Source organism: Ketobacter sp., from assembly GCF_003671495.1.
Taxonomy (GTDB): domain Bacteria; phylum Pseudomonadota; class Gammaproteobacteria; order Pseudomonadales; family Ketobacteraceae; genus Ketobacter.
In genome coordinates this window covers 20873-37287 of record NZ_RCHN01000046.1, presented here as the reverse complement: position 1 = coordinate 37287, position 16415 = coordinate 20873, and the positions used below count along the sequence as shown (strand labels likewise).

Genomic DNA, 16415 nt, shown 5'->3' with positions numbered 1-16415 from the left:
ACCCGGGCTGAGCCCGGGCGTTTTGGCGGTATGGGGTTAACGTCCGGCCCACTTGAAGGAAGTGGTCACCAGACGCTGGTACACCACCGGCAACGTCCGTTGCATCAGGTCCAGCACCCGGGCATCCGGCCCGATCAGCACCCGGCGTTTGTTCGCCTTGACCCCCGCCAGAATCACGGCGGCGGCTTTCTGGGAAGTGGTCATGAACAGGGCCTCGAACTGATCCCGCATGTTCTCTGCACTGGCGCCACCGGTGAGCTTTTCCATACTGTTGCTCATACGGGCGTTGCGGGCAATGTTGGTTTTGATGCCGCCGGGATGAACACAGGTGCAGGACACCTTGCCACCTTCGATATCCAGCTCCTGGCGCAGGGATTCAGTAAAGCCCCGCACCGCGAACTTGGACATGTTATACCCGCTCTGGGTGGGCTGGGCAAACAGGCCGAAGACGCTGGAAATGTTAATGATATGCCCTTCTTCGCCCGCCTGCTTGATATACGGCAAAAAGGCTTTGGTGCCGTAGACCACGCCCCACATGTTGATGCCGACAATCCACTCATAGTCCGCATAATCGGTGTCTTCCACGGTGCCACCCAGGGCCACGCCGGCATTGTTGAATACCATATTCACTTTGCCGTGATCCTGCACCACCTGGTCCGCCCAGGCGTGAACCGCCGCACGATCCGCCACATTCACCTTGGCAGTCGTCACTTTAACACCCAGCGCGGAGGCTTGCTTGGCTGTTTCTGCCAATCCCTTGTCATCCACGTCGCTCAGGGCCAAATCACATTGCGCCCTGGCCAGTTCCAGGGCCAATGCCTGCCCGATGCCGGAAGCGGCTCCGGTGATGGCCGCTACTTTGTTCTTGAATGTTTTCATGTTGATGCCCTTTTTTATAAGTGCTTAATTAGCGTGCCCTATTGAGCGGTTGCGGTGCCGGCGCTGGGTACGGATGCAGCGGATGCTTCCCGGGCGCCATTGAACAGATAGGCCCCGGCATCGAAGCGTCGCGTTTGCTGGCGGAACTGCCAGGTGAACCCGGGCCACAGGGTGACGTTTTTACCGCTGACCGGATGCAGGTACCAGCTTTGGCAACCCCCACTGTTCCAAACCGAGCCCTGCAGTTTATTCTGGATACGGTGGTTGTACGCCGCCTGGGCCGAGGGTGCCACATCGATCTGGCGAATGCGTTTTTTATCCATGTACTGCATCGCGCTCATCACGTAGTTCACCTGGGATTCGATCATATACACCATCGAGTTATGACCCAGCCCGGTGTTAGGCCCCATCAGCATAAAAAAGTTGGGGAAGCCGGACACGGTGGTGCCCTTGTACGCCTCCGGCCCCTGTGGCCAGGTGTCCACAATATCCACCCCGTCACGACCAAAGAACAGGCCCGCCGGAATGGGATCAGTGGCCCTGAAACCGGTGCCGTAAATGATGGCATCCACTGTGCGCTCTGCCCCGTCCACAGTGATGATGCTGTTGGCGGTGACTTCGCGAATGCCGGTGGTGATCACGTCCACATTGGGCTGATCCAGGGCCGGGTAATAGTTATCGGACATGAGGATGCGCTTGCAGCCGATGGTGTAATCCGGCGTGACTTTTTTGCGCAGCTCCGGATCGCGGATCTGGTTGCGGATGTGATTCAGCGCCCAGCGTTTGGCGATGGCCATCAGGCGCGGGTTGACCAGCATGCCCAACACCCGGCTTTCCAGGGTCCAGTAAATTTTTTCGCGCAAGGCCTGTTGGGCTTTGGGGAAACGTTTGAACAGGGCTTTTTCAGCAAAGTTCATGGCCCGGTCCGGCTTGCTCAGAATCCAGGGTGGCGTGCGTTGATACAGATCCAGTTGCGCCGCCTGCTTTTGCACTTCCGGTACAAACTGAATGGCGGAGGCGCCGGTGCCGATCACCGCCACCCGTTTGCCCTTCAGGTCATAACCATGATCCCAATCCTGGGAGTGGAAGGCCTTGCCTTCGAACTTGTCGAGGCCGGGAATTTTCGGATAGGCCGGCACCGACAAGCCGCCGGCACCGGCCACCAGTATATCGGCACTGTAGTGTTTGCCCTGCTGGTCAGTCACCTGCCAGCACTGCTGTTTCTCATCCCAACGGGCCGACTCAACGGCGTTATTCAGTTTGACGTGGGGCATCACACCATAGTGATCGGCACAGTATTCCAGGTACTTCTTGATCTCCGGCTGGGGCGCAAACATACGGCTCCAGTTGGGGTTGGGCGCAAACGAGAACGAATACAAATGGGAGGGCACATCGCAGGCGCAGCCAGGGTAGTGATTGACGCGCCAGGTGCCGCCCACTCCGGCTTCTTTTTCGAACACAATGAAATCGTTTTCGCCCTGTTGCTTGAGACGAATGGCCATGCCGAGGCCAGAGAAACCGGTGCCGATGATCGCTACTTTATAGTGTTGTTTTGACTGCTTGCTCATGCTGTAGTCCTGGTGATGATGGTTTGGTTGCCGCCGACGCCATTGGGGGCGCCGGCCAAATCCCGGATAAACTCAATCCAGGTAGACAAGCGTCTACCTCAGAGCCAAGAGTATACAATCGTATACTTCGCGGTCAATAGCCGGTACAATTCTTCATATTGCTGTATACAATTGGATAAAGAATAGACAACTCATGAGCCTTCCCAAATCTGTTCTGGCCCAGGGCAAGCGCCTGTTGATGGAGGCCGCCCTCAAGCTCAACGCCAGCACCCGCAGCCTGAACGCGTTAAGCCTGCGGGAGCTGGCCCGGGAGGCCGGCCTGAACCCCAACACTTTTTATCGGCATTTCAAGGACTTCGACGAGCTGGGCCTGGCCATTATTGAAGAAATGACCGGCCAGATCCGGCAGCCCCTGCGGGAACTGCGACGCAAGGCAGCCGAGTCGGTGGTGCCGGCGCACACCCCCATCGCCTCCTGGCAGGAAAACCCACGCCTCAATCTGGCCCGGGCCACCCAGGTCAACCGGGAAACCGTAAAACTGTTCTTTGATTATGTGGCCGAAAACCCCAACGCGTTTATTCTGGGGATTCGGGAACTGCACGGCGCCTCGCCCATTCTGCGACGGGCCCTGCGCAAGGTGATGGACGACTTTGCCCGGGATATGGCGGACGACATCAATGAACTGAAGCTGATGCCGGAGCTGAGCCAGGACAGCCTCTACGACATTTCGGAAACCATTACCCGGGAAATGTTCCAGTTGTCCATGGAATACATCGAACAACCGGAACGCCAGGAGCAGATCTGCATCAAAGCGGAAAAAATGATTACCTCCCTGATCATGGGCAGCGCTGTTCTGCATGGCCACGGCGCCATTTTAATGGGAGCATTACAGATGGATCAGACTTCATAACAAGAACGCACAACAACCAAGGAGCCGGCCCCTATGTCCGCCACCATCATTCTGCCCCGCATCCTGCAGGTGGGGCGCAACGCCTGTGAAGCAGTTGCGTCTGTCATGAATCAACTGGGCTGTTCGCGGCCCCTGATCATCACCGACACAATGATGGTACAACTGGGCTATGTGACCCGGGTGCAGGCGGTACTGGAGAAGGCCGGTCTGCGCAGCAGTGTATTTGCCGACACCGTGCCGGAGCCCACGGTAAGCTCCATCGATGCCGGGGTGGTGGCGGCCCGGGCAGACGATTTTGACTGCCTGCTGGCCCTGGGGGGCGGCAGCCCCATCGACAGCGCCAAAGCCATCGCCATCCTGGCCCGTCACGGTGGCGCCATGCGGGATTACAAGTTTCCCCGCAATGTCGGCGAGGCCGGGTTGCCGGTGATTGCCATTCCCACCACCGCCGGCACCGGCTCTGAAATGACCCGTTTCACCATCATCACCGACGACACCGTGGATGAGAAAATGCTCTGTGTGGGCATGGGATTCCTGCCGGTGGCGGCGCTGGTGGATTACACCCTGTCCCTGAGCGCTCCGCCCCGCATCACCGCCGATACCGGCATCGACGCCCTGACCCACGCCATCGAGGCCTATGTCAGCCGCAAAGCCAACGCTTACAGTGACAGTCAGGCCCTGGCGGCCATGAGATTACTGGGCCCCAACCTGCGCCGGGTGTTCCATGACGGCCGTGATGAGCCCGCGCGCGAGGCCATGATGATGGGCGCAACCCTGGCCGGCGCTGCATTTTCCGCCGCGTCAGTGGCACTGGTGCACGGCATGAGTCGCCCCATCGGTGCTCACTTCCATGTACCCCACGGCTTGTCCAATGCCATGCTGCTGCCCAGTGTCACCGAGTTCTCCATTGCCTCCGCGGCAGAGCGCTATGCGGAGTGCGCCCGCGCCATGGGCATCGCCGCCCCGGGTGAGAACGTCCTGATTGCCAACCGGAAACTGCTGCAGGAACTGCGGGACCTGAACACCGAACTCCAGGTACCCACACCGGCTGGATTCGGCATCAAAAAGGACGCTTACTTTGCCAAACTGGAGTTGATGGCAGAACAGGCAATGGCCTCCGGTTCGCCGGGCAACAACCCCCGCATCCCCACCATTGGTGAGATGATATCCATCTATCAGTCCATCTGGCATTGATCGCAGCTCAGCATGACATGGACGCTTGCTTTCAGAGCAAATTGCGTCATAGTTACTGCTGTTGGACACCCACGCGTTACACAGGTACTGAGGTTTGCAGACCAGGGACAGACAGGCAGCCCTCCCCTCCATTAAACGCCGCGTCAAACGCATCATCTGGATGCTGCTGGTGGTGTGCCTGATTGTGTTCACGCTGGGCACCCTGCAGATCCAATTGATGAGCGGCATTCGTGCCTACGTGCGCGGCGAAGGCCTGTGGGCCAAATCCCAGAAAGACGCCGTTTTGCTCCTCTACCGCTACCTGGAACACCCATCGGATGAATTGATGCACAAGTTCCACCAGGCCCTCAGGGTCAACCTGGCGGACCGCAGGGCGAGACTGGCGCTGCAGCAGGAAGAGCCAGACCGGGAAGCGGCGCGGGAGGGCTTTCTGGCGGGCGGCAATCACCCCAATGACGTGCGCAACATGATCGACCTGTTCCTCTATTTCGGCAATGTTGAACACATGCGCAACGCGATCAACATCTGGAGACAGGCGGACGCCCAGATTGATCAGTTGCTGCAACTGGCCAACCAGATCGCCGCGCAGCATCGGCAAAATCCAGCGGCGGACCTGGGCGTTTACGAGCGGCAACTGAACGCGCTGGACCGCACACTGAACCAGTTCGAAACTGAATTTTCCAGCGAACTCAGCCGTGGCGCCCGCTGGATCAGGCAGGTACTGCTGTGGGTGAACCTGGGCTCCATCAGCATCATCCTGCTGTTCGTGGGGCTGGTCTCCCGCCGCGTGCTGCAACAAATCGACAACACCGAAAGCCAACTGCGGGACAGCCAGCTGCGGTTCAAATCGCTCTACGAGGCCAACGTCATCGGCATCATCATCTGGGGCCAGGATGGTGAAATCTTCGATGGCAACGACTATTTCCTCAGCATCCTCGGCTACAGCCGCCAGGAACTGATCGACGGCCAACTGAACTGGCGCCAGCTCACCCCCGGCGACCTGGCGGATGACGAACGAGCCCTGGCCCAGATCAATGAGCAGGGTTACTGCCTGCCTTTCGCCAAGGAATTTTTCCATCGCGACGGCCATGCGATTCCGGTTCTGGTGGGGGGTACCATGATGGATGGCAGCACCCACCAGGGCATTGCTTTTGTGGTGGACCGTTCCAACGAAAAGAAAATGGAAGCACAATTACGATTGTCCGCCACGGTACTGGAGGCCAGTCGCGACGGCATCATCATTTGCGATGCACAACGTCGGGTGCTCACCGCCAACGGTTCCTACCTGGCCATGACCGGATTCAGCAAGGCGCAGCTGCTGGGACAGGAAGCCTGCTTCTATCACACCACCAACCCGGCGGAACAAACCCTCATTGAACAGGCGCTGAACCAACAGCATCACTGGCAGGGGGACACAGAACTGCCCTGCCAGGACGGCACCCTGCTCCCGGTGCGGGCCAGCATCGGCACCGTCACCAACGATGCCGGCCAGATTGCCCAGTACGTTTCGGTGTTTTCCGACATCAGTGCGCGCAAGGCCATGGAGCAGAAATTACTGAGCATGGCCCACTACGACAACCTCACCGGCCTGGCCAATCGCAGCCTGTTTTCAGACCGCCTCAATACCGCCATTCTGCGGGCACAACGACACCACAGCCATTGCGCACTGCTCTTCATCGACCTGGACAAGTTCAAGCCCGTCAACGACCAGTACGGCCACGCGGTGGGGGACGAACTGCTGCAACGGGTGGCGCAACGCCTGCTGGAAGCCCGCCGCAAAAACGACACGGTGGGGCGCCTGGGTGGCGATGAGTTTGTCATGATAGTGGAGGAACTCAGCAACGCCGATTATGCCGTCAGCATTGCCGATCAAGTGGCTAAACGCATGCAGGAACCTTTTGTGGTGGCGGATCACAGTGTCCACATTGGTTGCAGCATCGGCATCGCCGTGTACCCCCAGGACGGTGACAACGAAGTGGACCTGACCCGCGCCGCGGACATCGCCATGTACGCCGCCAAAGGCAAAGAGAACGCCAGTTACTACCTGTACAGTGGAGGCAAACGCTGACCCGGCGGCTTCAGCCCTGGTAGCCGATGCCGCGAATGATGATTTTGGTCAACGCATCGGTGGCTTCATCAAAGTCTTTTTTACTGAGGGACTTTTTGCCCAGGGCTGCAGCAATCTGCACTTCAAAATCCGCATAATGCTGGGTGGAACTCCACAACAGAAACACAATGTGGGCAGGGTCGATGGGATCAATCTTGCCTTGTTGCGCCCACTTGCTGAAGACGTCTGTTTTCCGCAAAAACCATTCGCGGTATTCACTACTGAAATATTGCTTGATGCGGGGGGCACCGGACAGGATCTCTTTGGCGAAGACCCGGGATGCCAGCGGGTACTCGCGGGAGAAACGCATCTTGGCCGCGATGTATTCCCGCAACGCTGCAGCCGGCTCTGAATCCGCATCCAGCTCATTCAGCGCGTTGTCCCACAGGTCGATGATGTTAATCAACACTTCAATATAGAGCTGCAGTTTGTTCTTGAAATAGTAGTGGATATTGGATTTAGGCAGGCCGGCCTTCAAGGCAATGTTGTTCATGGTGGCACCCTTGAAACCATTGGCCGCAAATTCTGCCTCCGCCGCAGCAATGATAATCTGTTCATTCTTCTGGCGGATTCTGCCGCCGGGCTTGTCGGCGCGGTGTGACCCGATTTCCATCAACATCATCTGTGTCCAAACTTCCTGTGCATTGCCTTGCTGGTTCTTTCTGCTTCTTGTGCGGTGTTGCCGCTCGGCCAGTGGGCAGATCCACTGGCACTGGGTATACTTTACGGCATTATACATAAACTGATGCCGGAATAGTGATGAGGTGGCCCCATGTCCCAAGCCAATGACCGTGCCCGTCAACGCCAGGATGTGGGGCGCTATATCGATCAGGCCCTGGGGCGCGTTGCCGCCGACCTGGTGATTCGCAACACCCGCTTTCTGGACGTCATCAGCGGCGAGCTGATCTCCGGTGACATCGCCATCTGCGGCGACCGCATCGTCGGCACCTGCGAATCCTACCAGGGCCAAACCGAAATCGACGGCCGCAACCTGGTGGTGGTACCGGGTTTCATAGATACCCATGTGCATTGCGAATCCAGCCTGGTAACGCCACTGGAATTCGATCGCTGCGTGTTGCCCCGGGGCACCACCACCGCCATCTGCGACCCGCACGAAATTGCCAACGTGCTGGGGGCCGATGGCATTCGCTATTTCATGCGCTGTGCCGAACAGACCTGCCTGGATCTGCGGGTGCAACTGTCTTCCTGCGTGCCGGCCACGCATCTGGAAACCGCCGGGGCCCGCCTGGAGGCGGATGATCTGGTGGCCCTGCGGGATCACCCCAGTGTGATCGGCCTGGCGGAATTCATGAACTATCCCGGGCTGCTGGCCAAGGCACCGGAAGTAGTGGAGAAACTGGCGGCGTTTCAGGGCTGGCACATCGACGGCCACGCACCCCTGGTGCGGGGCAAAGATCTGAACGCCTATCTGGCCTGCGGTATCTGCACCTGCCACGAAACCACCAGCGCCGACGAGGCCCGGGAAAAGTTACGCAAAGGCATGCATGTGCTGATCCGCGAGGGCACGGTGTCGAAAGACCTGCAGGCCCTGGCCCCGCTGTTGAACGCCAACACCTCCAACGCCATGGGCTTCTGTACTGACGACCGCAACCCGTTGGACATTGCCGAGCAGGGCCATCTGGATTTTCTGATCCGTCGCGCCATTGAACTGGGCATTGCCCCGGACGATGCCTACCGTGCCGCCACCTGGTCAGCAGCCCGCGCCTTCGGTTTACGCGACCGGGGCCTGGTGGCGCCGGGCAAACGGGCCGACCTGGTGTTGCTGTCCGATTACGAAACCTGCCAGGTGCACAGCGTCATCAGCGCCGGCCGCCCGGTGACCCAGGAACTGTTTGCACAGCGCACCCCGGTACCGGCGGTGGGCCTGAACAGCGTGCAACGGGCACCGGTCCAGGCTGTGGATCTGAAGATACCCGCACAGCACAGGGACGGCACGGTGACGGTACCGGTAATCGGTGTCAGTGCCGGCAGTATCATCACCGAACACCGCACCCTGCCGGTACCGGTGCGGCAATCGGAGTATCAAGCGGACCCGACGGCAGATATCCTCAAAATCTGCGTACTGGAACGCCACGGTCACAGCGGTGATATCGGCCGTGGTTTCGTCCAGGGGTTCGGCCTCAAGGGCGGCGCCCTGGCCTCCTCCGTGGGTCACGACAGCCACAACCTGTGTGTACTGGGTACTAACGATGAGGATATGGCGCAGGCGGTCAATCACCTCATTGGCATCGGTGGCGGATTCGCCATCTGCGTCGACGGCCACATCGTTGCCGAATTACCCTTACCCCTGGCGGGCTTGATGAGCCTGCAGCCCTACGAACAGGTGCGCGCTCAATTGACCAGGCTGCGGGATGCCGTGCGCAACCTGGGCTGTGTGTTGCCGGAGCCGTTTCTGCAGCTGGCGTTCCTGCCTCTGCCGGTGATTCCCCACCTGAAGATCACCGACCAGGGACTGGTGGATGTGGATCGCTTCTGTTTGCTGGAGGCGTTCTAGGCCTCCGCGGTTTCAGCTTTTTTCACCTCGAGCGGCGCTTCCGCTTTCCCCACTTCCTCTTTCCCTGCTTCCTCCGGCAGGATCAGGTTCAACACGATGGCGGTCAAACCACCGGTGGTGATGGGGGAACCAAACACGTTCTGTACCAGTTTGGGGGTCACCTCCAACAGATTGGGCACCATGGAAACCCCCAGCCCCACCCCGAATGACACCGCCATGATCAGCATTTTGCGCCGATCCAGTTCCTCCCCGGCGAGAATCTTCACGCCGGCGGCGGCCACAGTACCGAACATCACCAGCGTCGCGCCCCCCAACACCGGCTTGGGAATCTGTTGCAGCACACCGCCGATGATGGGAAACACCCCCAGCAGTACCAGCAATGCAGCGATGTACATGCCCACATAACGGCTGGCAATGCCGGTGAGCTGGATCACGCCATTGTTCTGGCTGAAGGTGGTGTTGGGAAAGGTGTTGAACACGGCCGCCAGGGCCGAGTTCACGCCATCCCCCAACACGCCACCCTTGATGCGCTGCAGGTAGGTTTCCCCTTCAATGGGCTGCTTGGAGATAAGGCAATTGGCGGTGATGTCACCGGTGGTTTCAATGGTGGTGATCACATAGATCAGGGCGATGGGAATAAACGCCGACAGATCAAAACTGAAACCGTATTTAAACGGCACCGGAATGCTCACCAGTGGCAGGTTCCCCAGGTGGGAAAAATTCAGTTTCCCCATTAAGCCGGCCACCACAAACCCGGCGGCCAGGCCGATGACGATGGAGGTCAGGCGTAACCACTGATTGCGGGAGCGATTGAGGATGATGATCAGGGTAAGCACGAACAACCCCAGCCCCAGATTTTCCAACGAACCAAAGTCCTTGGCCTTAAAGCCCCCGGCCAGATCCGTCATGCCCACCTTGATCAGGCTCACCCCGATGATGGTGATGACAATGCCGGTGACCAGCGGCGTGATCACCCGCTTCAGTTTGTGCATCACCTGGCTCAGGAAAATCTCGATAAACGCACCGAGAAAACAGATGCAGAAAATCAGCGACAGAATTTCATCCGGCCCACCCCCTTTGCCCTTGGCGATGAACCCTGCCGCGAGTATTGAGCCCAGGAACGCAAAACTGGTGCCCTGCACACAGATCATGCCCGCCCCCACCTTGAGGGGGCGCCGCGCCTGGATGAACGTGCCCACCCCGGACACCATCAAGGCCATGCTGATCAGGTAGGGAATGTGTTCCCCCAGCCCCAACACGCCGCCGATGATCAGGGTGGGCGTGATGATGCCCACAAAACTGGCCAGCACATGCTGTATGGCCGCGAAGGTGGCCTCCAGGGCAGGAGGCCTCGCATCCAGCGGATAAATCAGATCCGATTGAGACGAACTCATGGGATTGTCCTCCTGGTTAGAAATGCCATTTCACGAGCAGGTTCGGATTCCTTTCGTCGACACCATCGATACCGTATTTATTGTTCCAGTAAGCATATTCGATACCAAGGTAGAACGGCGCCTTGCTGTTCACCAGTTTGCCCACGTTCCATTTCAGTTGCGACGTGAAGTTCATTTCCTTGGCGTTGGTGTCGGATTCTGTGGAGTAATCCAGGAAGCCGTCGTAGAGGAATTCAGCACCACCCAGGCTGAAGGGCAGCCCCCAGGTTAAGGTCACCTGCTCATCGTCATCCCACAGATCGTTGTTGGCTTTGTAGAAATTCACCCCGAAATACTGGAACCCGGGCACATCCAGAGCGAAGCCAATACCGTAGAGATAGTTGTTGAAGACGTCGCCCATCTCCCAGGTGGAGGCGATGAAGACATCCTTGACGAAACTGAAACTGAGATCCTGGCGGGTGAGGTAGGAAAAGCTCAGACGGGGGGAAAGCTCCCCGTAGTTGGTGACCACACCATCGGCAAAGGTGGAGTGATCGATGAAGAAGAAGTTATCACCCCAGTCGTGGCCACTGGCGTGCTCCACGGTGAGTACCTCGCGCTCATTATCACCCACTTTGTAGTGGTCCCCTTTCAGGTAGCTGAGACTGAAGGTGCTCCAAATCATTTCGGCCTGTGCATTAGCGGAAATCAAACCGGAAGCCAGAACCAGTGCTCCGCCAGCGGCGGCCAAAGACTGCTTTAACATGCTAAGTATCCCCTTGATGTGTCAGTTGTATGAAAGTTAAAAGTTGTCCAAATGGTCAGGTTGCAATGCTGAAAGCAAAAAGTTGGCCAGTTGGACAGGTTTTACCTCTCAATACCCGGGACGTCCTGCCTCGTTTGCATAACCAGTTTAAAATTAAGCATTTACGATCCTGTCCCCTATTAACAATCTAGACCCGTTTGGCGGATTGGGGAAAACCACCCGCGATCAGGACAGACCAGAACGAAAAAGGGCGCCTACATTTGGCGCCCCGGCGGTGCTCCATGGGTGATTAGGGTGCAGGTTTGCGGTAGCCGTAGGTGGCGTTCAGTTGCTGGGCCAGATAGTCGGCGCAGGTGATGGGAGGGTATTTGGGAGCCTGCTGCGGAAACAGGTCCCGGCTGTCCACCACCGCATCCGGGTCCACTTCCAGGAAGAAGGCAACGGAATAGCGTTCCTGGGCAGGCGCCTTTACCCGGTGCGGCGTGGACACGTAGAGATCATTGGTCCAGCGCATCAGGCAATCGCCGATGTTGCAGACCAGGGCCCCCTCCACATAGGGGGCATCGATCCACTGCCCCTGCCGATTGGCCACCTGCAGCCCCGCCACGGTGTCGGTGGCCAGCAAGGTGATGTTGCCATAGTCCGTATGGGTTCCGGCACCGGCGTCCAGACGCGGGGCGCTGGCCCCCGGCGGCAGCGGGGGATACCGCAACAGGCGCAGGGTGGCGATGGGTTCCACCAGGTGGCGGTCAAAATACGTCTCCGGCAAACCCAGATCCAGACTGAAGCCCCGATGCAGCAGCCGGCCCACCTGCAGGCAGGCGTCAAAATAGGCCAGCATATCGGCTTTCCAGTGGCTCAGATCCGGCCAGTAGTTGACCCCGCGAAACGGCTTGCCGGACACCACATCCGGGTGATCCAGTGGCAGGTCCACCCCGATGTTAAAGGCTTCCTTCTGATCCGCGCCCTGCTCCGGATTCAGGCGTTCATCCGCCAGGGCGATATAGCCACGATTGTGCCGCGACTGGCGGATGGACAGGATCTCTTTGCGCGCCACCGGCAACTGGAAAAAGCGCCGTGACTGCTCAAAGACACGATCACAGAGCGCCGCCTCCACCCCGTGATCCACCGCATAGAAAAAGCCGATCTCCCGGCAGGCCTGACCCAGGGCAGCGGCCACGGCCCGCCGTTCTGCGTCATCGCCGCTGCGCAATCCCGCCAGGGATATGACGGGAATACCATCAGCCGGAATACGGGTCATTTGGGAATGGAGCCTTCGACTCCCTCCACGTAGTAGTTCATGCCTGCCAGCTCCTGGTCAGTCATCACTTTGCCTTCCGGTACGGTGAGCTTGCCGGACTGATCCTTGATGGGTCCGGTGAACGGGTGGAAAGATCCGTCGATGATGCCGGCAATCAGACCTTGCGCGTGCTGTTTGACGTCATCCGGTACCGCCGGGCCAAATCCCGGAACCTGAATCATGTCCTCTTTCATGCCACCCCAGAAATCCTCGGACTTGAAGGTGCCGTCCATGACCGACTGCACGGTGTGGATGGTGTACCAGGCCCAGTCGTCCACCACAGACATCAGGTGGGCATTGGGACCGAAGCGCGACATATCGGACGCCTGGCCCACCGCGTATTTGCCCCGGCGCTCGGCTGCCTGCATGGCGGCCGGACTGTCGGTGTGCTGCAGAATCACGTCCACCCCCTGATCCATCATGGCATTGGCGGCGTCCGCCTCTTTGCCCGGATCAAACCAGGTGTTCACCCACACCACTTTCAGCTCGGCGTCCGGGTTGTACTTGTTCAACGCCAGCTGCACGGCATTGATGTCGCGGATCACCTCCGGTATCGGGAACGAGGCAATGTATCCCACCTTGTTGCTCTTGGTCATCTTGGCCGCCACATAACCGGCCACATAGCGGCCTTCGTAGGTTTTGGAAATATAGGTTCCCAGGTTCTTGCTGCGCTTGTAACCGGTGGCATGCAGGAAGGTGACCTTGGGAAACTGCTTGGCCACTTTGGCCGTGGGATTCATAAAACCGAACGAAGTGGTGAAGATCACCTGATTGCCGGACTTGGCCAGGTTGCGAATCACCCGCTCCGCGTCGGCCCCTTCCGGTACGTTTTCCACATAGGTGGTTTTCACTTTGTCGCCGAAATGTTTTTCCAGCGCGATGCGGCTTTGGTCGTGCTGATAACTCCAGCCGTGGTCACCAATAGGGCCCACATAAACGAACCCCACTTTGAACGGTTCCTCCCCGTGGGCTTGAGTGCTGATGCCTGCAACCGCGGCCAGGATGGCCAGCAGCCCCACGAAGTGACGTGTTATCCCCTTGAAATTCATGCTGAGAATGCTCCAGTAGTATGAGTTGACGGAAAACCTGTCTATTTGGACAGGTTTCAGCAAAGCAAGAATCTGACCAATTGGACAAGAGCTTGATTTGCAACAACTTGCGCCCCTGAGTCATGATGTAAACCGTGCGTTAGCGGAGCACGGACCCGCGCCAGGCATTAACTTGGTGCGCATTTGACGGATTGCAGTAGACTAAACGCTGCCTATGACGACCAGTACCTGGGGAACGGAACCATTCCAATGAAAACAACTGCGGTTTCTGAGGTGAAAATACAAACACTGACGCTGGAGGCACCCTGGCGTTGGCTGCAGGCCGGCTGGCAGGACTTCAAACAGGCCCCCGTGATCGGCGTATTACACGGCGCCGGCGTAGCCGCCTTCGGCTTCCTGCTGTTGTTGCTGGCCTACGACCAGTTCTGGTTGCTGGCAGGCGCCTTCACCGGGTTTCTTGCCGTGGCACCGGTGGTGGCGGTGGGGCTGTACGCGGTGAGCCAGGCCCTGGAGCAGGGGCGACCGGCCACCCTGGGTCTGGTGTTCCGCACCTGGTGGAGCTGGCGCGGCCGGCCCCATCACGATTGGCGCCTGGTGCGATTCGGCTTACTGCTGTGTCTGTCCGGTACCGGCTGGGTACTCACCTCCGCCGCCTTCATTACCCTGTTTGCCGAGCGCCCCGTTAACCGGCCGGAGGATTTTCTGCGCCATGTGGTGCTGGCCGCCGACAGCCATCTGTTTGAAGCCTGGTGGATCATGGGCGTCGCCCTGGCGGCTCCGGTGTTTGCTTCCACCGTGGTGACCCTGCCCCTGCTGCTGGATCGCAAAATTCCGATCCTGGCTGCGGTGCTGGTGAGCTGGAAGGTGGTGATGCAGAACCCCCTGCCCATGGCCCTGTGGGCGATACTGATCATGGCCAGCTCCATGCTGGGGCTGCTGGCCATGGCGGGCAGCATCATTGTGGTTCCGGTGCTGGGTCACGCCAGTTGGCACGCCTACCGGGATGCGGTCAATGCCGACCACCTGCCCCCCCGGGCCAAGGACATGACATGAACACGGTAATGGGTTTCAGTGAACAGGAGATCGCCAGCTTCGGTCTCACCATCGGCCTGGCGGCGTTCATGCTGTACATGGTGTTCATCGTGGCGCAACTGGCCAGGGAATCCAAAGCCGGTCGCTTTGGCACCTTTGTTCTGTTTCTGGTGCTGACCCTGGGCATGATCGGGTTCGTGGCGAAACTGCTGATCCAGTGGCTGCTGGATATTGAGTGAACTCTTACCTGATTAACAGATGACCTTAAGCTGACCTTAACTTCAAGCTGACCTTAAACTGAAAGCTGCATTCCACCAAACCGACACACAAACGAAACACAAATGTCACATTACCTTTTGCAACATTTCATCAACAAAGTGTAATAAACCGAGTGCGCTCCGGTCGCATTTTAGCCTGCGGCAAATAACATCCTGTTTTTCCTGCATCTTGTTTCCGATAAATCCGTTTTGGTAAAACCGCCACACATCCAATCACGGATTTTGGCCGGAATACCCTGACCTGTCGCATTGTTTGGCACCCGGGTTAGGAGTACAACGTACGGCGGCACCACAGTAATGATCAATAGGCCGTTCAATAAAGGGTGAAGCACATGGACACATTAAACTTCCAAACCGGTCTGGCTGTGTTTTCAGACAGGCATGCACGCGTGCAACGGCAGCTCAGTGACATTGAACAACGGGGGCTGGTTCCCCGCCACATGAGACAGTATCGTCGGCTGTTGGACGAGCTGGTTCAAATTGGAGTAGAACGGGCGCACTACTGTGCCCAATGGCAACAGAAACAACTGGCAGCGGGCTAACGCTCTGCTCTCACTCCGGCACACTTATCCGGTCCGGAATTGCTCGAGCGTGGTCAGAAGGCTGTTTGATATTCCTTTGTAATCACGCTCGGGTTGCGACAGGCGGTCAATATGCCGCAGCAACCGTTGCAACAGATTCACCTCTCCACTGATCTCATCCAATTCCGCCAACGGCCACAGCTGCGTACGAATCAAAAACACCACAGCACCACTGCCGGGCAAACGCAACAACGACTGCCGCTCACTGCGATAGAATAACGGGCCTTCCTTGCGGGCAACCTGCCCCGGCACACGCGCCAGTGCATCCCCCACCTGAATGGCCCAATTAAACCGCACCACCGGCCGCCCCACTTTCAGATGATGAAAAAACCGATTCACTGACGGCAACAAACGCTGGCCAAATTCCGGAATGGGATGATGAATGTCCGCCAGGGTTTTATTCATTTTATCAGCCGGTAGCCACAGACTGGGGCAGAACACCGCCGCCGCGGTGAGCACGTAATCCCCGGCTGTATTGGGCTGCAAAATACAAAGGTCATCGGGCAGCCACAGGCTCATGTCCTGCAGATCCGCCATCGCGTCCGATGCCGGCGTCTGCTTGAAGGCAATGCCACAGGCATCCATCACTGCGCCATGATCCCGCTGCAGATGCTGTTGCAACGCCTGCCGACACTCCCCCACGGCAGCCGCAGCCCGCGCCGCCACCAACACGGGCTGGGCCGAATCCGGTGCCTGTTCGCGCGCGGCCAGCAGACGCAGTTTGTGCTGCTGAAAGCGTGCAAATTCCGCTGCCGAAAACGGCGCCACCCAATCCCGGTCGGTGACCGGATTCAACCCCATGTGCAGTAAGGTATCACGGGTCAAAAACGCAAACGGATCGGGTGTACGTGGGGGCATGGGGT

14 protein-coding genes are annotated in these 16415 nt (G+C 58.5%); 6 read left to right on the top strand and 8 right to left on the bottom strand.

All coding sequences use genetic code 11. The features are described 5' to 3' along the window. Positions 1 to 36 precede the first annotated feature (36 nt). Together D9N14_RS21530 and D9N14_RS21525 are read right to left on the bottom strand one after the other, a co-directional pair. Positions 37 to 879 (bottom strand): SDR family NAD(P)-dependent oxidoreductase, encoded by an 843-nt coding sequence (locus tag D9N14_RS21530; protein ID WP_290583711.1) that lies wholly within the window; start codon positions 877 to 879, stop codon positions 37 to 39. A 38-nt stretch (positions 880 to 917) separates the two neighbouring features. After that, positions 918 to 2447, bottom strand: coding sequence for a flavin-containing monooxygenase (locus D9N14_RS21525; RefSeq protein ID WP_290583709.1), 1530 nt, complete (start codon positions 2445 to 2447; stop codon positions 918 to 920). 193 nt (positions 2448 to 2640) lie between these two features. On the opposite strand from D9N14_RS21525, the gene D9N14_RS21520 reads away from it, so the two are divergent. From D9N14_RS21520 to D9N14_RS21510, 3 genes are all read left to right on the top strand, one after another. Then, positions 2641 to 3357, top strand: coding sequence for a TetR family transcriptional regulator (locus D9N14_RS21520; RefSeq protein ID WP_290583707.1), 717 nt, complete (start codon positions 2641 to 2643; stop codon positions 3355 to 3357). Between the two features lie 33 nt (positions 3358 to 3390). Next, positions 3391 to 4551: an iron-containing alcohol dehydrogenase gene (locus D9N14_RS21515; protein WP_290583705.1), complete on the top strand. Its 1161-nt coding sequence runs from the start codon at positions 3391 to 3393 to the stop codon at positions 4549 to 4551. Between the two features lie 94 nt (positions 4552 to 4645). Beyond that, positions 4646 to 6619, top strand: coding sequence for a sensor domain-containing diguanylate cyclase (locus D9N14_RS21510; RefSeq protein WP_290583703.1), 1974 nt, complete (start codon positions 4646 to 4648; stop codon positions 6617 to 6619). Between the two features lie 10 nt (positions 6620 to 6629). Here D9N14_RS21510 and D9N14_RS21505 read toward each other — a convergent pair whose 3' ends face one another. Next, positions 6630 to 7277: a TetR/AcrR family transcriptional regulator gene (locus D9N14_RS21505; protein ID WP_317622661.1), complete on the bottom strand. Its 648-nt coding sequence runs from the start codon at positions 7275 to 7277 to the stop codon at positions 6630 to 6632. Positions 7278 to 7430: 153 nt separating this feature from the next. Here D9N14_RS21505 and ade point away from each other — a divergent pair, with 153 nt between their 5' ends. Further along, positions 7431 to 9173, top strand: a complete 1743-nt coding sequence (ade, locus tag D9N14_RS21500) for an adenine deaminase (RefSeq protein ID WP_290583699.1) — start codon at positions 7431 to 7433, stop codon at positions 9171 to 9173. Here the strand turns inward: ade and D9N14_RS21495 are convergent. The 4 genes from D9N14_RS21495 to D9N14_RS21480 form a co-directional block, all read right to left on the bottom strand. Next, positions 9170 to 10567, bottom strand: coding sequence for a uracil-xanthine permease family protein (locus tag D9N14_RS21495; RefSeq protein WP_290583697.1), 1398 nt, complete (start codon positions 10565 to 10567; stop codon positions 9170 to 9172). The genes ade and D9N14_RS21495 overlap by 4 nt on opposite strands. A gap of 16 nt (positions 10568 to 10583) precedes the next feature. Beyond that, a complete protein-coding gene (locus tag D9N14_RS21490; protein WP_290583695.1) occupies positions 10584 to 11312 on the bottom strand; it encodes a DUF5020 family protein in 729 nt (242 codons plus the stop codon). 289 nt (positions 11313 to 11601) lie between these two features. Then, positions 11602 to 12573 (bottom strand): isopenicillin N synthase family dioxygenase, encoded by a 972-nt coding sequence (locus D9N14_RS21485; RefSeq protein ID WP_290583693.1) that lies wholly within the window; start codon positions 12571 to 12573, stop codon positions 11602 to 11604. After that, positions 12570 to 13661, bottom strand: a complete 1092-nt coding sequence (locus D9N14_RS21480) for a BMP family ABC transporter substrate-binding protein (protein WP_290583691.1) — start codon at positions 13659 to 13661, stop codon at positions 12570 to 12572. The genes D9N14_RS21485 and D9N14_RS21480 overlap by 4 nt, the downstream gene beginning before the upstream one ends. Positions 13662 to 13910: 249 nt before the next feature. On the opposite strand from D9N14_RS21480, the gene D9N14_RS21475 reads away from it, so the two are divergent. Continuing rightward, a complete protein-coding gene (locus D9N14_RS21475; RefSeq protein WP_290583689.1) occupies positions 13911 to 14714 on the top strand; it encodes a DUF2189 domain-containing protein in 804 nt (267 codons plus the stop codon). After that, complete coding sequence (locus D9N14_RS21470; RefSeq protein WP_290583687.1) at positions 14711 to 14932, top strand: DUF2788 domain-containing protein; 222 nt, start codon at positions 14711 to 14713, stop codon at positions 14930 to 14932. Before D9N14_RS21475 ends, D9N14_RS21470 begins: the two co-directional genes overlap by 4 nt. 605 nt (positions 14933 to 15537) lie before the next feature. Here D9N14_RS21470 and D9N14_RS21465 read toward each other — a convergent pair. Next, positions 15538 to 16410 (bottom strand): heme-dependent oxidative N-demethylase family protein, encoded by an 873-nt coding sequence (locus D9N14_RS21465; RefSeq protein WP_290583685.1) that lies wholly within the window; start codon positions 16408 to 16410, stop codon positions 15538 to 15540. Positions 16411 to 16415 lie beyond the last annotated feature (5 nt).

What these genes read in the sequence shown, in the direction of transcription:
- D9N14_RS21530 (WP_290583711.1), bottom strand. Translation starts at nt 879, where the DNA reads ATGAAAACATTCAAGAACAAAGTAGCGGCCATCACCGGAGCCGCTTCC.
- D9N14_RS21525 (WP_290583709.1), bottom strand. Translation starts at nt 2,447, where the DNA reads ATGAGCAAGCAGTCAAAACAACACTATAAAGTAGCGATCATCGGCACC.
- D9N14_RS21520 (WP_290583707.1), top strand. Translation starts at nt 2,641, where the DNA reads ATGAGCCTTCCCAAATCTGTTCTGGCCCAGGGCAAGCGCCTGTTGATG.
- D9N14_RS21515 (WP_290583705.1), top strand. Translation starts at nt 3,391, where the DNA reads ATGTCCGCCACCATCATTCTGCCCCGCATCCTGCAGGTGGGGCGCAAC.
- D9N14_RS21505 (WP_317622661.1), bottom strand. Translation starts at nt 7,277, where the DNA reads ATGTTGATGGAAATCGGGTCACACCGCGCCGACAAGCCCGGCGGCAGA.
- ade (WP_290583699.1), top strand. Translation starts at nt 7,431, where the DNA reads ATGTCCCAAGCCAATGACCGTGCCCGTCAACGCCAGGATGTGGGGCGC.
- D9N14_RS21495 (WP_290583697.1), bottom strand. Translation starts at nt 10,567, where the DNA reads ATGAGTTCGTCTCAATCGGATCTGATTTATCCGCTGGATGCGAGGCCT.
- D9N14_RS21490 (WP_290583695.1), bottom strand. Translation starts at nt 11,312, where the DNA reads ATGTTAAAGCAGTCTTTGGCCGCCGCTGGCGGAGCACTGGTTCTGGCT.
- D9N14_RS21485 (WP_290583693.1), bottom strand. Translation starts at nt 12,573, where the DNA reads ATGACCCGTATTCCGGCTGATGGTATTCCCGTCATATCCCTGGCGGGA.
- D9N14_RS21480 (WP_290583691.1), bottom strand. Translation starts at nt 13,661, where the DNA reads ATGAATTTCAAGGGGATAACACGTCACTTCGTGGGGCTGCTGGCCATC.
- D9N14_RS21475 (WP_290583689.1), top strand. Translation starts at nt 13,911, where the DNA reads ATGAAAACAACTGCGGTTTCTGAGGTGAAAATACAAACACTGACGCTG.
- D9N14_RS21470 (WP_290583687.1), top strand. Translation starts at nt 14,711, where the DNA reads ATGAACACGGTAATGGGTTTCAGTGAACAGGAGATCGCCAGCTTCGGT.
- D9N14_RS21465 (WP_290583685.1), bottom strand. Translation starts at nt 16,410, where the DNA reads ATGCCCCCACGTACACCCGATCCGTTTGCGTTTTTGACCCGTGATACC.